The organism is Roseovarius ramblicola, assembly GCF_042430665.1.
GTDB lineage: Bacteria > Pseudomonadota > Alphaproteobacteria > Rhodobacterales > Rhodobacteraceae > Roseovarius > Roseovarius ramblicola.
Genome location: NZ_JBHMEC010000008.1, coordinates 1 through 13,972, shown reverse-complemented (window position 1 = coordinate 13,972; position 13,972 = coordinate 1). Strand labels below are relative to the sequence as shown.

10 protein-coding genes and 1 tRNA gene are annotated in these 13,972 nt (G+C 64.8%); 3 read left to right on the top strand and 8 right to left on the bottom strand.

The features are described 5' to 3' along the window. Nucleotides 1–35: 35 nt before the first annotated feature. From ACFFU4_RS03540 to hemE, 5 genes are all read right to left on the bottom strand, one after another. Nucleotides 36–668 carry an ABC-type transport auxiliary lipoprotein family protein gene (locus tag ACFFU4_RS03540; RefSeq protein WP_377067113.1) on the bottom strand — a complete coding sequence of 211 codons (633 nt, stop codon included), beginning with the start codon at nt 666–668 and terminating at the stop codon, nt 36–38. Next, nucleotides 665–2,398 carry an MlaD family protein gene (locus tag ACFFU4_RS03535; protein WP_377067111.1) on the bottom strand — a complete coding sequence of 578 codons (1,734 nt, stop codon included), beginning with the start codon at nt 2,396–2,398 and terminating at the stop codon, nt 665–667. Before ACFFU4_RS03535 ends, ACFFU4_RS03540 begins: the two co-directional genes overlap by 4 nt. 4 nt (nt 2,399–2,402) lie before the next feature. Further along, nucleotides 2,403–3,182, bottom strand: coding sequence for an ABC transporter ATP-binding protein (locus tag ACFFU4_RS03530; protein WP_377067109.1), 780 nt, complete (start codon nt 3,180–3,182; stop codon nt 2,403–2,405). Beyond that, the gene (locus ACFFU4_RS03525; RefSeq protein WP_377067107.1) at nt 3,182–4,315 is read right to left on the bottom strand and encodes an ABC transporter permease; all 1,134 of its coding nucleotides are present in this window, start codon (nt 4,313–4,315) and stop codon (nt 3,182–3,184) included. The genes ACFFU4_RS03530 and ACFFU4_RS03525 overlap by 1 nt, the downstream gene beginning before the upstream one ends. A gap of 97 nt (nt 4,316–4,412) precedes the next feature. Continuing rightward, nucleotides 4,413–5,474 (bottom strand): uroporphyrinogen decarboxylase, encoded by a 1,062-nt coding sequence (gene hemE, locus ACFFU4_RS03520; protein ID WP_377067105.1) that lies wholly within the window; start codon nt 5,472–5,474, stop codon nt 4,413–4,415. Nucleotides 5,475–5,570: 96 nt separating this feature from the next. On the opposite strand from hemE, the gene hemC reads away from it, so the two are divergent. Continuing rightward, a complete protein-coding gene (hemC, locus tag ACFFU4_RS03515) occupies nt 5,571–6,518 on the top strand; it encodes a hydroxymethylbilane synthase (protein ID WP_377067103.1) in 948 nt (315 codons plus the stop codon). A 6-nt stretch (nt 6,519–6,524) separates the two neighbouring features. On the opposite strand, the gene ACFFU4_RS03510 is transcribed toward hemC, so the two are convergent. Continuing rightward, complete coding sequence (locus tag ACFFU4_RS03510) at nt 6,525–7,970, bottom strand: FAD-binding oxidoreductase (protein WP_377067101.1); 1,446 nt, start codon at nt 7,968–7,970, stop codon at nt 6,525–6,527. Between the two features lie 81 nt (nt 7,971–8,051). Here ACFFU4_RS03510 and ACFFU4_RS03505 point away from each other — a divergent pair. Then, nucleotides 8,052–8,128, top strand: a tRNA-Met gene (locus ACFFU4_RS03505). A 187-nt stretch (nt 8,129–8,315) separates the two neighbouring features. Here ACFFU4_RS03505 and ACFFU4_RS03500 read toward each other — a convergent pair. Both ACFFU4_RS03500 and ACFFU4_RS03495 read right to left on the bottom strand, forming a co-directional pair. Next, nucleotides 8,316–10,799, bottom strand: coding sequence for an O-linked N-acetylglucosamine transferase family protein (locus tag ACFFU4_RS03500; RefSeq protein ID WP_377067099.1), 2,484 nt, complete (start codon nt 10,797–10,799; stop codon nt 8,316–8,318). Between the two features lie 343 nt (nt 10,800–11,142). Continuing rightward, complete coding sequence (locus tag ACFFU4_RS03495; RefSeq protein ID WP_377067097.1) at nt 11,143–12,309, bottom strand: NAD-dependent epimerase/dehydratase family protein; 1,167 nt, start codon at nt 12,307–12,309, stop codon at nt 11,143–11,145. A 545-nt stretch (nt 12,310–12,854) separates the two neighbouring features. Here ACFFU4_RS03495 and ACFFU4_RS03490 point away from each other — a divergent pair. Continuing rightward, the coding region (locus ACFFU4_RS03490) for a hypothetical protein (protein ID WP_377067095.1) at nt 12,855–13,972 on the top strand (1,118 nt) is incomplete at its 3' end.

The following is a 13,972-nucleotide window of genomic DNA, read 5'->3' as shown; positions in this document are numbered from 1 at the left end:
GCAGGTTCGTGCCTGACGCAGCCGCTGCCGCGCTGTTATTCCGACACCGCCAGCCCCATGCGGCGCAGCGCCCATGCGGTGAGCTCGCGCAGGCCCGCCCGCGTGGCGGCATCGAGCCCGGCCACCACGTCCGCGGCTTCGGTGGAGGCGGCTGGCGCGGTGGTCTCGATGGTGCGGCTGCCGAGGATGGTGGCATCCGCCTCGCGCACCAGCCGCGCGGTCAGGCGCAGCCGCGTGGTCACCGTCTCGCCGTCGGGGGCCAGTTCGGCCTGGAAATCCGTAAGCTCCGACAGCAGCAGGTAATCCGCCGTCCCGCCGATCGGGCGGCGGCCGACATAGCGCAGCGCATCCGCGTCGCTGAAGCTGCGCAGCATCAGCCCTTGCAGCATGACCGGTGCGGTATCCGTCCAGCGCGCCTGCGGCAGGTAGGCGGCCTGGAACGGGTCGGGGCGGATGAGGATGCGGTCGGTATCGAGCGCGCCACCCGCCGTGGGCGTCTCGATCACCAGGTCGCGGCGCAGACTGCCGCGAATGTCGGGCGCTGCGGCGGGGGCACGCAGCCCGTAGGCTTGCAGGGGTGTCGTTGCGTCGGTGATCGAGGAGAGCGTCGCGCAGCCGCCCAGCACGAGGGCACACAGCAGCGGCAGGACGTGGCGCAAGCGGATCATCTGCGGAACTCCGGGGTCTGGCGGTTGAGAAAGAACCGCGCGGGATCGCGTTCGATCTGCCGCGCGAGGCTCTCGAGATTGGCGATGAGGTCGCGCGTTTCGCGCGCCAGCCGGGTGTATTGCGGCAGACCGGTGGTGGCGAATTCCTGCACCGGCGCGCCCGAGTCCGCCACCACCTGCGCGAATTCGTCGAAGGCGCGCCGCGCCGTCTCGGCGGCGCCGCGCAGATCGGCGGTGACTGCGGGGATGTCCTCGGAGACCGAGGCGATCGTGCCGTCGAGCCGCTTCATGACGCGGCGCAGGTCGGCGGTGATGGCTGCCACGTCCTCGTTGAGCACCCGGTCGGCCCCGTCGAAGGCGCGTTCGGCGGCCTCGAGGCTGCGCTCGCCCGTCACCAACGCCGCGTCGATGGCCGCAAGCGTCTGGTTGGCGTTGGCGAAGGTCCCGGTCACCTGTTCCATGGTCCGTGACGCATCATCGGCGAGCCCGTCGATGCGCCCGGTGGCGCCGCTCAGGTCCGTGCCCACCTCTGTCACCACCCGGTTCACCGTCTCGGTCGCGCCACGGATATCGGCGACGATGGCGGGCAGGTCAGTCTCGGCGACGGTGTTGATCGCGGCGATGGTGCGGTCGGCATTGGCGATCATCGCCCGCGTCTCGGCCACCAGCGCGGTGCCGTCGCCGGTCACGAACCCGTCGAAGGTGACCGCCGCCCTGTCGATGCTTTCGAGCGTCTCGGTCAGCCGCGCTATGGCCGCCTCGGTGGCCGCGATGGTGTCCTCGGCCTCGGTCAGCCGCTCGGTCGCGACGCGCCCGGTGGCCGCGAATTCGTCCAGCATGGTGCGTGCGTCGGTGACCAGCAATTCCGATTGTTCGCGCAGGAACAGCGTGGTCGCGGTCAGATCCTGCGAGATGGCGGGCAATTCGCCGGTCATGAACATCTCTGCCGCGTCGAGCGCCACCCGCCCGCTTTGCAGCGCCGCGTCGGCCTCGTCGAGCGAGGTCTCGATCCGGCCCGAGAGCGAGGTCAGCGCCTCCAGCGTGCCGTCGAGATTACCCAGCGTGTCCTCGACCGCCGCGACCACCGGGTTGAGCTGCTCGGCGAAACCGGCGATGTCCTCGGTCGCCCCGGCGATGGTCCGGCTGACGCCCGAGAATTCGGTCAGCGCGTCCGAGAGATCGCCGGAGGACCGCGCCAGATTGTCGAGAATCTGCTGCACCTTCCGCTGGTTCTCGTCGCTGAGCAACTCGCTGATGTTCTCCATCACGGCGAGGGCCTCGTCGATGATCTTCGGGGCGTCCTCGCTCAGGCTCTGGAGCACCGAGCGCCCGGCCTCGATCTCGGGGATGTCCCCCTCCGCCTCAAGCAGCGGAGAATCGCGGTCGCCCCGGCTGATCCCGACATAGGCGACCCCGGTCACCCCCATCGATTCGATGGTGGCGATGCTGTCGGTGCGCACCGGCGTGTCGCCCTTGACCTCGAGCCGCGCGGTCACCGTTCCGTCCCCTTCCGGCGAGAGCTGCACCGAGACGACCTGCCCCACGGGCAGCCCCGAGAACCGCACCTCGGACGCGCGCGACAGGCCGGAGACCGAGGAGAACCGCACGTCGTAATAGTCGAACTGCCGGTCGAGCTCAACCTGCGCGAACCACAGCAGAAAGCCCAGCAGCCCGAGGAACCCCGCCAGCGCGAAGGCCCCGATCAAGACGTAGTTTGCGCGCGTTTCCATGTCTTCAGCCGGTCCTGTCCCTGGTCTCGGTCGCCGCGCGGGCGCGGGGCCCGTGGAAATACTCGTGCACCCACGGATGATCCACTTCCAGCATCCCGGCCATGGTGCCGGTCACCAGCACGCGCCGTTCGGCGAGCACCGCGATCCGGTCGCAGGTGGCGTGAAGCGTATCAAGGTCATGCGTGACAAGAAAGACCGTCAGCCCCAGTTGACGCGACAGCCCGCGGATGAGCGTGTCGAACTCCGATGCGCCGATCGGGTCGAGCCCCGCCGTCGGCTCGTCGAGAAAGACGATCTCGGGGTCGAGCGCCAGCGCCCGCGCCAGCCCCGCGCGCTTGCGCATCCCGCCCGAAAGCTCGGACGGGTAATTGTCGCCCGCTTTCCACGGCAACCCCGCCATCGAGATCTTGAGATCGGCCAGCGCGCGGCGCAGGCGCGCGGGCAGGTCGGGCACGGCGCGCAGCGGCACCTCGACATTCTCGCGCACGGTGAGCGAGGAAAAGAGCGCGCCATCCTGGAACATCACGCCGGTGCGCCGGTCCAGGCCCGAGCGCGTCTCCTCGTCCGCCCCGAGCGCGTCGATGCCGAACAGCCGGATGCTGCCCGCCTGCGGCTGTCGCAGCCCCACGATGGTGCGCAAGAGCACCGACTTGCCGGTGCCCGAGCCGCCGACCACGCCCAGAACCTCGCCACGCCAAACGTCGAGATCGAGATCGTCGTGCACGATATGCGGCCCGAACTGGTTGCGGATGCCGCGCAGCGAGATGATCGGTTCCTCCGCCATCACACACCCAACTCCGCGAAGAAGACCGAAAACAGCGCGTCGGCCACGATCACCGCAAAGATCGCCGTCACCACCGCGCCCGAGGTCATCCGCCCGAGCGATTCCGCGTTGCTGCCCACCCTCATCCCCGCGTGGCAGCCCACCACGCCGATGATGAGCGCAAAGACCGGCGCCTTGACCATGCCCACCATGACGTGGTCGATGCTCGTACCCTCGATCAGCCGGGTGCGGAACATCGCGGGCGAGATTCCCAGCTCCAGCCAGGACATGATCGCGCCGCCCAGGAGGCCCATGACATTCGCGATCAACCCCAGGATCGGCAGCATCAGCAGCAGCGCCAGGATGCGCGGCACGAAGAGCGCCATCGCCGGGTCGATCCCCAGCGTGCGCATGGCGTCGATCTCCTCGCGCATCTTCATCGAGCCGATGGCGGCGGTAAAGGCCGACGCCGTGCGCCCGGCAACGATGATCGCGGTCAGCAGGATGCCCAGCTCGCGCAGGACCGAGATCGAGATGAGATCGACGACGAACACCTCGGCCCCGAATTGCCGCAGTTGCGCCGCCCCCTGAAACGCCAGCACCACGCCGATCAGGAACGCCATCAGCGACACGATGGGCACGGCGCGCCAGCCCACATCCTCGCAATGCGCCACCAGCGAGGTGAGGCGAAAGTCGCGCGGATGCAGGATGGACCGGCCCAGCCGGGCGAGGAACAGGCCGAGGTATCCGGCCAGTTCCGCCGCGAACACAGCCCCGGCGGCAACCGTGCGGCCCAAGCTCTCCAGCCGGTCGGTCAGGGTGGTTCGGCGGCTCTCCGTTTCGGGGGCCTCGGGCAGGGCGGCGACGACAGTCTCCAGGAGGTCCGCCTGCGACGGGTCGGCCCCGGTGATCTCGGTCTCGCAGCCCGCATCGGTCAGGCGCGCGCGCAGCGTGACGATGGCCCAGGCCCCGGCAGTGTCCAAACGGTCCACACCCGACAGGTCGATCCGCGTGTCGCCGGCGGTCAGCGTCTCAAGCTGTGCCTGAAGCCGCGCCAGAGTGTGCACCGTCAGCGCGCCAGACAGCGCAAGCTCGCGCCGCGCGCCATCCGCTGCCTCGCGGAGATCGGTCGAGACTGTCGCACTGTCCGGCATCAGGACCCCTCGGGCACATTCGGACCCGGCACGGCCCGGGACGAGTCTACACCCGCGCCGCCGCCGGGCAAAACCGGCAAAGGGCGCGTCCGGCGGCTCAGCCGCGCACCGCGTCGATCATGCGCTGCACGTTGTCGGGATCGGCGTCGGGGGTGATGCCATGCCCGAGGTTGAAGATATAGGGGCCATGGCGCAGCGCCTCGACGGTACGGCGGGTCTCGGAAACCAGCGCTTCACCGCCCGTCACCATGTGCGACGATTTGAGATTGCCCTGCACGCAGCCATCCACCTGCACGTTTTCGGCCACCCACTCGGCGCTCACCGCATCGTCCACCGCGACGCAATCGGCCCCGGAGCGCCCGTGAAAACCGACATATTTCTCTCCTGCCCCGCGGGGGAAGGCGATGACGGGGATGCCGGGGTGACGCTCCTTGAGCGCGGCGGTGATGCGGCGGGCGGGCTCGGTGGCATAGCGCTCGAAATCCGCGCCCGTGAGCGACCCGGCCCAACTGTCGAATATCTTGACCACCTCGGCACCCGCCGCGATCTGGGCCGAGAGGTACTCGATGGTCGCCTCGGTGATCCGCTCCATCAGCGCGTCGAACACCGCGCGGTCGCTGTCCTTGAGCGCATGCGCCGGCCCCTGATCGGGGGTGCCGCGCCCGGCGATCATGTAGGTGGCCACGGTCCAGGGCGCGCCGGCAAACCCGATGAGCGCCACCTCCGGCGGCAGCGCGCCGGAGAGGTTGCGCACCGTCTGGTAGATGGGGGCGAGCGTCTCGTGGATATCCGCCGCCTGCTTCAGCCGGTCCACGCCAGCGCGGTCGGTGATCGTCGAGAGGCGCGGCCCCTCGCCGGTGACGAACCAAAGGTCGGCCCCGAGCGCCTGCGGCACCAGCAGGATATCGGCGAACAGGATCGCCGCGTCGAAACCGTAGCGCCGGATCGGCTGCAACGTTACCTCGGTCGCCAGATCGCTGTTGTAGCACAGCGACAGGAAATCGCCCGCCCTGGCCCGCGTGGCGCGATACTCCGGCAGGTAGCGGCCCGCCTGCCGCATCATCCAGATCGGCGGGACGGGCAGGGTCTCGCCTGCGAGTGCGCGCAGGATCGGTTTGGTCTTGGGCGGGGTCGTGTCGGGCGGGGTCGTGTCGGGCATGGTGTCCTCCGTTTTGCGTGTGGTCCCCCTGACAGCCCGCGTTGTCAAGCTGCGGCCCGCTTGCCACGCCGGTTTGTCGCGTCTAAACCCGCTGGCATGACACAGGATCTGCCCTCCCCGACCCGCCCTCTCAAGATCGGCACGCGCGGCTCGCCGCTGGCGCTGGCGCAGGCACACGAGACGCGCTGTCGCCTGCAGGCGGCGTTCGACCTGCCCGAGGAGGCGTTCGAGATATCGGTGATCAAGACCACCGGTGACCGGGTGCAGGACCGCCCGCTGAAGGAGATCGGCGGCAAGGGGCTGTTTACCCGCGAGATCGAGGATGCGCTCCTGTCGGGGGCCATCGACATCGCGGTGCACTCGATGAAGGACATGCCGGTGTTGCAACCGGCGGGGCTCACGCTCGACACCTACCTGCCGCGCGAGGACGTGCGCGACGCGTTCGTCTCACCGGGGGCGGGGCACCTGTCCGACCTGCCCGGGGGCGCACGCGTCGGCACCTCGTCGCTGCGGCGTCGCGCGCAGGTTCTGGTGGCCTATCCGCATCTCGAGGTGGTGGAGTTCCGAGGCAACGTGCAGACGCGGCTGCGCAAGCTCGACGAGGGCGTGGCGACCTGCACCTTTCTCGCGATGGCGGGGCTCAATCGTCTGGGGCGGTCCGACGTGGCCACCGCCGCCATCGAGCCGGAGGTGATGCTGCCCGCCGTGGCGCAGGGGGCCATCGGCATCGAGCGGCGCGAGGGGGACACCCGCGTGGCGGCGCTGCTCGAGCCGCTCCACGACGCGCTCACCGGCCAGCGCCTCGCCGCCGAGCGCGCCTTTCTCGCCGCGCTCGACGGATCGTGCGAGACACCGATCGCCGCGCTGGCCGAGATCGGCGGCGGCACGCTGCGCCTGCGCGGCGAGATCCTGCGCCCCGACGGCAGCGAAGCCCATTCCGACGATTCCAGCGCGCCGGTCGAGGACGGCGCGGCGCTGGGGGCCGAGATGGCGGCAGGGCTGCTGGCGCGGGCCGGGCCCGGTTTCTTCGACTGGCGGGGCTGACCCGGCTCAGCCCTTTGGCAGCAGCTTGCCGGGGTTGAGGATGCCGTTCGGATCAAGCGCCGCCTTGATCGCGCGCATCGTTTCCAGCGCCACCGGGTCCTTGTGCGCCGTCATCGCCCCCAGCTTCGACAGCCCGATCCCGTGCTCGGCCGAGAAACTGCCGCCGAGCGCCACTGCTTCGGTCTCCACCGCGCGCGACAACTCCGCGCAGAGCGCGGCATCGGGGCGCGATGGCCAGCCCACGAAATGCAGGTTGCCATCGCCCAGATGCGCGACGCCGGTGATCTCGATGCCGGGATCGAGTGCGCGGCACGCCGCCCCGGTGCGCGCGACCAGCGTGGCCACCCGGTCGGTGGCCACCGCGATATCGCCCTCCACCACCGGGCTGCGCGCCCGCAGGACATGCGCCGACGCCTCGCGCCGCGCCCACATCTCCGCGCGCTGCGCCTCGCTCTTGGCGACAACGGCGTCGAGGACATGGCCCTCGTCCCACAGCGCGGCCAGCACCCCCTCCAGATGCGCGGCGAGCGGCACCTGCCCGGTGGCATCCGGCGTCACGTCGCGCGGTGCGCGCGCGCCCAGCTCCACCAGCACGTTGACCGCGTGCATGGTGTCAAACGGCGGGCGCATCTCGGGAAACTGACGCAGCAGCGCCCGCAGAAAGCTCGCGGGCATGTATTCGAACGCCTCGACCGCACCGCCGGTCTCGTCCTGAAGCCGGTTGAGCAGGCCAAGCGCCGCGTCAAGCGATGGCAGCGCCACCATCGCCGTGGCCTGCGCGCGCGGGCGCGGCACCAGCCGCAGCATCGCGGCGGTGATGATCCCCAGCGTGCCTTCCGCCCCGATCAGAAGGTGACGCAGATCGTAGCCTGAATTGTTCTTGTGCAGCGCGCCCATCAGGTGCATCACCTCGCCCGTGGGCGTCACCGCCTCGATCCCGAGACACAGATCGCGCGTGTTGCCATAGCGCAGCACGTTTGCCCCGCCCGCGTTGGTCGACAGCACGCCCCCCACCATCGCCGAGCCGCGTGCCCCGAAACTGAGCGGGAACATCAGGTCATGCGCGGCAAGCGCGGTATTCAGCGCCTCGATCACCACCCCTGCCCCCACCGCGGCCACCCGCGCCGCGGGGCGGATCTCGCGGATCTCCGACAGCCGGTCGAGCGACACCATCAGCGCCCCCTCCGCCACCGTGCCCTTGACCAGGTTGGTGTTGCCCGACACCGGCACCAGCGGCAGCCGATGCCGGTTGGCCAGCCGCACCAGCGCCGCCACCTCGCCGGTGTCCCCGGGCCGCGCCACCGCCAGCGGTTGCCAGCGCCTGTGCCCGGCCCAATCCCCCGACCATCGCGCCGCCGCCTCGCCGCGCAGCACATGCGTCACGCCGACCAGGCGCGCGATCTCGTCCATAGCTGATGAGAGCGCCTCCTCCATGCCCCGACTGTGCGCCATCCCCGTCAGCGCCACAAGGCACGGCCCGCGCATTTTCCGCCTTGACGCCTCGACCCGGCTGGCATACCTAGCCCGCGGTCCGGCGGAGTAGCTCAGGTGGTTAGAGCAGCGGAATCATAATCCGCGTGTCGGGGGTTCAAGTCCCTCCTCCGCTACCAACTTCAGTACCATGGTTTCAAAATCGCTGGTTTCCAGCGGGTCCTCGCTCTTGCGGGCTATCGAGATGATCCCTGCAAGGTCACCGTGCAGATCATTATCTGTGAGGGCAGGGCAGTCGTGTCCAGGATCTTTCGCACTTTCGTCATGCGACGGCGGCTTCTTGGGTTTGCTCCGCGAATAGCGGGGTCATGGATCGGTGACGCAATCCGCCTCTCTCACGCGAATATCCTGAGGTTGCTGGCCATCAAAGTAGCGATCGTATGCTTGCCGCAATCCGTTCTCGAGGTTGCGCGCGTAGCGCCGGGTATCGAATAACGGCTTTGTCACTCTGTTCTGTGACAGCCTCGCCCTGATTTCCGCCAGCTTCCCGGGGTTTGTCGCCAACTCGAGAATCAAGTCTTCGTAGTGTGCTTCGCTCTCCGTTATCAGGTCGGGGAGGCCAACTGCGGTCAGCAGACTTGCTGCAACTCGCGCTGCGAATTGCTCGCCCTGCTTTGTGACGACGGGCAATCCGGCCCACAGGGCATCACTCGCGGTCGTATGTGCGTTGTAATTGAATGTATCAATGAAAAGATCCGCGTGTCTGTGACGCGCTAGATGCTCTGACTGCGACAGCTTTTCGGCAAAGACGACACGGGAAGGGTCAATGCCGCGTTTCCCGGCTTCTTTACGCAAGTTCCGCTCTGACCATTCGTTCGATTTGACAAGCCACAGGACACTGCCATCGACCTTGCCCAGGAGTCGCATCCAGATGTCGAACTCACGTCGGCTGATCTTGTAGTTGTTGTTGAAGCAGCAGAACACGATGCCGTCTTCGGGCAAGCCGAAGTCACTGCGCGTCGTGTTCGTTTCCGCAATCTCACGCGTATTATCGCTGGGCTGGTAGGTATGCGGCAGATAGATCGCCTTTTCAGAATAAAACCGGCGCTGCTCCTCGGGAATAACGACAGAATCAGCGATGATATAATCGATGAAATCCGCCGCTAATGACCCGGGGTACCCGAGAAAGTTAACCTGGACAGGGGACAACCTGTATTGAAATATTTCGGTCCGCCCGTTTCTTGTATATCCGTTCAAATCGACTGATATGTCAATCTTCTTGTCACGGGCCATTTGGACGATTTCTCGTGTTGCCACCGCCCGTATGTCGATGAAGTGATCCACCGCGCCGCGAACACGGTTGCGCATGTCATCATTCTTGTCCGGACCGTAGGAAAAGGCAAAGATTTCGAAACGATCACGGTCATGGGTCGCAAGCAAACCCGATATCAGATGCATACACGGGTGATTATGCATGTCAGCGCTGAAATAGCCGATTTTCAGACGCTCTGGTCGCGTCTTCGGTCTTGCCGGGAGGGGTAAAGGTGACTGCTTGTATTTCTCAGATACCCAGGTTCTTGATCGAAGAAACTGCAGCTTCGCATCATCAGTCCACGAGAAAGCAAAGAAAGTGGACGCGGCCTCTGTCGAAATCCCGAGGCGCGCGGACGCCTCCGCAAGCCGGTCAGAAATCGAAAAATCGCAAACAGTCTCCTGCAGTCGAAGCAGATGTGTTTCTGCGCCCGCATGATCGGGCCTGATCGCTAATGCACGTTGATACGCGGCAATCGCTTCATCGAGTTTGCCCTGGACCATCAGAGCAGTGCCCATGTTGTTGCAAGCGTCGGCATGATTGGGCCTGATCGCTAGCGCGCGCTGACATGCGGTAATCGCCTCGTCAAGTTTACCCTGATCCATTAGGGCATTGCCCATGTTGTAATACGCATCGGCCTGATCAGGCTTGATTTCCAGCGCGCGTTGATACGCTTCAATCGCGTCATCGAGTTGCCCACGGCCTTTCAGAGCATTGCCCATGTTGTTGTAAGCATCGGCATGATCGGGCCTGATCGCCAGCGCGCGTTGATACGCTTCAATCGCGTCATCGAGTTGTCCATGGCCTTTCAGAGCATTGCCCACTCTGTAGTGCGCATCTGCATGCTCAGGTCTGATCGTCAGCGCGCGTTGATACGCTTCAATCGCGTCATCGAGTTTGCCCTGATCCATCAGGGCATTGCCAATGCTGTAATGGGCCTCAGCATGGTCAGGCCTGATCGCCAGCGCGCGTTGATAAGCTGCAATGGCGTTATCGAGTTTGCCCAGGCGCTTCAAAGTCACGCCCATGTTGTAGTGCGCCTCTGAATGGTCGGGATTGATTGTCAGCGCGCGCTCATACGATGCAATCGCGTCATCGAGTTTGTCCCGGCGTTTCAGGATATTTCCCATGTTGCTGTGTGCATCTGCAAAATCAGGGGCGATTTTTGCAGCTTTGGCAAATCCTTCCTCCGCCTTCTCAAGTTCATCGATTGCGACGTTCGCCGCTCCGTAAATGTTCCAAAGAACAAATGAGGAAGGATACTCATCCGTCAGGAGTTCGGCCTGCTTTGCGACCTGACCGAAACGACGTTGATTATAGAGCGCCACGAGAGCATCAACCTGTGCCTGTGGCGGATGCCTGACCCTTGGGTGATTGTGCCCTGTTGCCTCCAGCCTCGCAAGCTCGGAACGGGCGCGCGGGTTGCTCGGAAAGGCCTCAAGGACCGTTTGAAGCACGGACCGCGCCTGGTTGGTCTCACCCTTCCTGGCATGTGATCTCGCGCGTGCCAGGGCTTGTTCAACGTTCAGTTTCGCCACATCATCTCTCTCAAATTCAGCGCGTTTCGTGCGGTTTGCCTTGCATGGCGGAAGCGTCCCGACGCTCTCCGACTGGTCGACCGCCAATCGGCAGGGTTGCGTGGTTTTGTTGCCAGATCAAGTGGCTCGCATTTCAAGCGCCATCTGCGGGGATCGAAACGCCCGAACGGTGGCGAATCGGCTTGCAATGCCGTGTCACGCATCGGTGGCAGCACCGTTGTCCAACACGGACGGCGGAGTTTTCGCGCCGCATTCGATCCGTTTGGGTCCGGCTCGGCCCCGAGGATACATACCGACATCAGGGTCCGCGATAACGGGATGGCGTATTCCGGGTCGGCCCGTCTCAGCGCATGGCGGCAGGTTCAGGCACATCGACCGGAGAGGCATGACTGTCCGACGAATTGCGCCCATACAGATCAAAGTAGTAGGCAACCGTCTCTGTCAGAATATCTCTGAGCGCGGTTTTGGGCTCCCAGCCCAAGAGCGTCCGTGCAGCATCTATATTCGGCATCCGCCGATCACAATCTTCGTATCCTTCCCCGTAGAATTGCTGGCCGGAAACGTTTTCGACCGGGTGAGTTCTGTAGGTCTCGTCGCCGCTGACAGAAATGAAGGTCTCGATCATCAGATCTGCCAGTTGGGCCATTGATACTTCATTGTCACGATTGCCAATGTTGAAAATTCTGTTTTCGGCTTTGCCCCTGTTCCGGATCATGCTTTCGATCGCGTCGATCGCATCGTGAATGGAAACAATCGTTCGCCTTGCGTGTCCGCCGTCGACAAGCTGCAATGGTTTGCGGTCGAGTAATGCGGCCATGAAACAGGCCAGAACGCGCGGCACGCCATCTCCGTCCCGCTTGGGAATAAAATCCATGCGTGGACCAAAGAAATTCAGTGGTCTGACGATCGTAAATGGAAGTCCGTTTTGTTTATGGTGAGCATACACATACCGCTCCATCAACTGTTTGGAAGATGCATACGACCATCTTTGATTCCTGACAGGCCCCATGATGAGGGGCGTCGTGTCCTCCTCGAATTCAAACAACGAAGGGTCATCGTAGCTGGTGTCGTCCACATAGCTCTGCAACGTTCGACCGTAAACCTCGCTCGTTGAAAAATGAATCAGCCACGTGTTTTCCTCTGCACAGATATCAACGATCCTGGATGGCTCCATGAAGTTGCTGCGCATAACGCTGAGCGGATTCGTGTTGTATTCGGAAGGGTTGCATATGGCCGCTAGGTTGATGACCACATCTGACGAACGTGCTTCCTGACGAAAGGCGCGAAGCTCGTTCTCTGACGACAGCATTGTCTGATGCAGTCTGAAGTTGGGATTGGACAAGTGGTTCATGATTTTGGCAGTATTCGGATCCCACCCCGTCAGACGTATCTGTGGGTCGGCCAGCAGCCGGTCCAACAAATGACTGCCAATATATCCTCCGCAACCCACAATCAAAACGCGCATAACGTCGCCGGAAACGTGTTTGAAGTTCAATTCGGGAGTGCTCATTATTCGTCTCCAGGACCAACGCGGACTCGCGGTTCATTCAAAATGAGGGCACAGGCGGTGTGGTTCCGAATTGCCGGAGGACCGCCACCCCAGAATCTTGGTGCGGGCATACGTTACAAGTTTGCTGACTGTAATCAAAGGGGTTTTCGACAACGCCCGGCCATGCGGCGCCAGCGAGGGCCGTCGGGCGGCGCTGACACGGGCGCCGAGGTCTCCGCAGCCAGGAGGCCGGCGACCGATTCCCGCACATGTTCCGCACATGGGCGGCGTGTCGGATGACACGTTCACGATCGGACGGGGCCGCTGACTTGCCGCCCAGCCCGCAACCGGCAACCTGCTCGAAGCATCGAAGCATCGATGCCGCGGGTGGCGCCGTTGACGCGAATCTGCAGAACATCACCTGCGCCTTGGCGATATCGACAACAGACGCAAAGTTGACCAAACGGGAATTGTCGGACTGCCAATAACAAGCTATGGTTCCTCCAAGGTTTTCCCGGGAGGTGGCTATGCGCCTGCATTTAATAATTTTCGTTGTCATACTGCATATGCTGGCCCTGCCAGCCTCCGCCGATCGGTATGCGGTGGTGATGGGTAACTGCGGTCACGAAACGACCGGGGAAATCGACAACAATTACCCTTCGGCGCGGCTTTGCTGCGAGGCACTTGTGGAGACGGATATCGAGGCGATTTACCTCGGCGACTCCGTGGCCGATGCGGGGGCGGCCAAACTCAGGGACCTGGTCGACCGCGTGCAGCCCGGTGACGAGGTGATCCTGGTCTATCTGCGCCGAAGCGCGGCCCTGCGCGATGGTCTGGATCCCGAAGGCGTGTCCGGGACGGGCCGTGCGCCGGTTCTCAATCGCGCCGTCGCCGTGCGCGATTTCGGAGGCCCCGAGGTCATCGCGGAACTGGAGCGGGCCGGTGCGCGGATCACCGTCGAGGTTCTAGATGGATGCAGTGACGTCCTGTCTGGACCCGATGCGCGCGCGCGTTCAGCCACCGCGCTGCACGGGGACGCGCCGACTCCGGTGTCGGAGGGCACGCTCCCGATCTATACCATAGAGGCTTGGGAATACGCGCTCGACAACATTTACGATGTGTTGCCGGGCAACATGCATTCGGTTGTCTCGCGGCTCTTTCTGTCGCACCACCATATCATTACGGCCATCGGCCCGGAGACCTTTTCCCGTGGGCCCGCAGACGACATAATATCAAGGGCGTTTGTGTTCGTCGCGATCCGTGACAGAGATCAGGTTCCGGAGGAACTTGCCGGCATCACGATCAGGCAGAACATCAGGCAGAATGTTGTGCCCGAGATCATCATCGAGGGCACCGGCCCCACGGATCTGTTCTTTCCGATCGACTTTCCGCCGCGCCTCGGGCCTCCGCCACGACCAAACGAAAGCCAGGCGCTCGACACTCCGGCCCCGCTCGACCCCGCACGGCCCGGCACGCCGGGGACCGGCCCCGCCGCGTTCGACACCGCGCTCGGCACCGCACAGGATCCCGTGACGCCGGGCACGAGCCAGGCGCTCGACACCCCGGCCCCGCGCGACCCCGCACGGCCCGGCACGCCGGGGACCGGCCCCGCCGCGTTCGACACCGCGCTCGGCACCGCGCCGGACCCGCTGGCCCCGGGCACGAGCCAGGCGCTCGACACCCC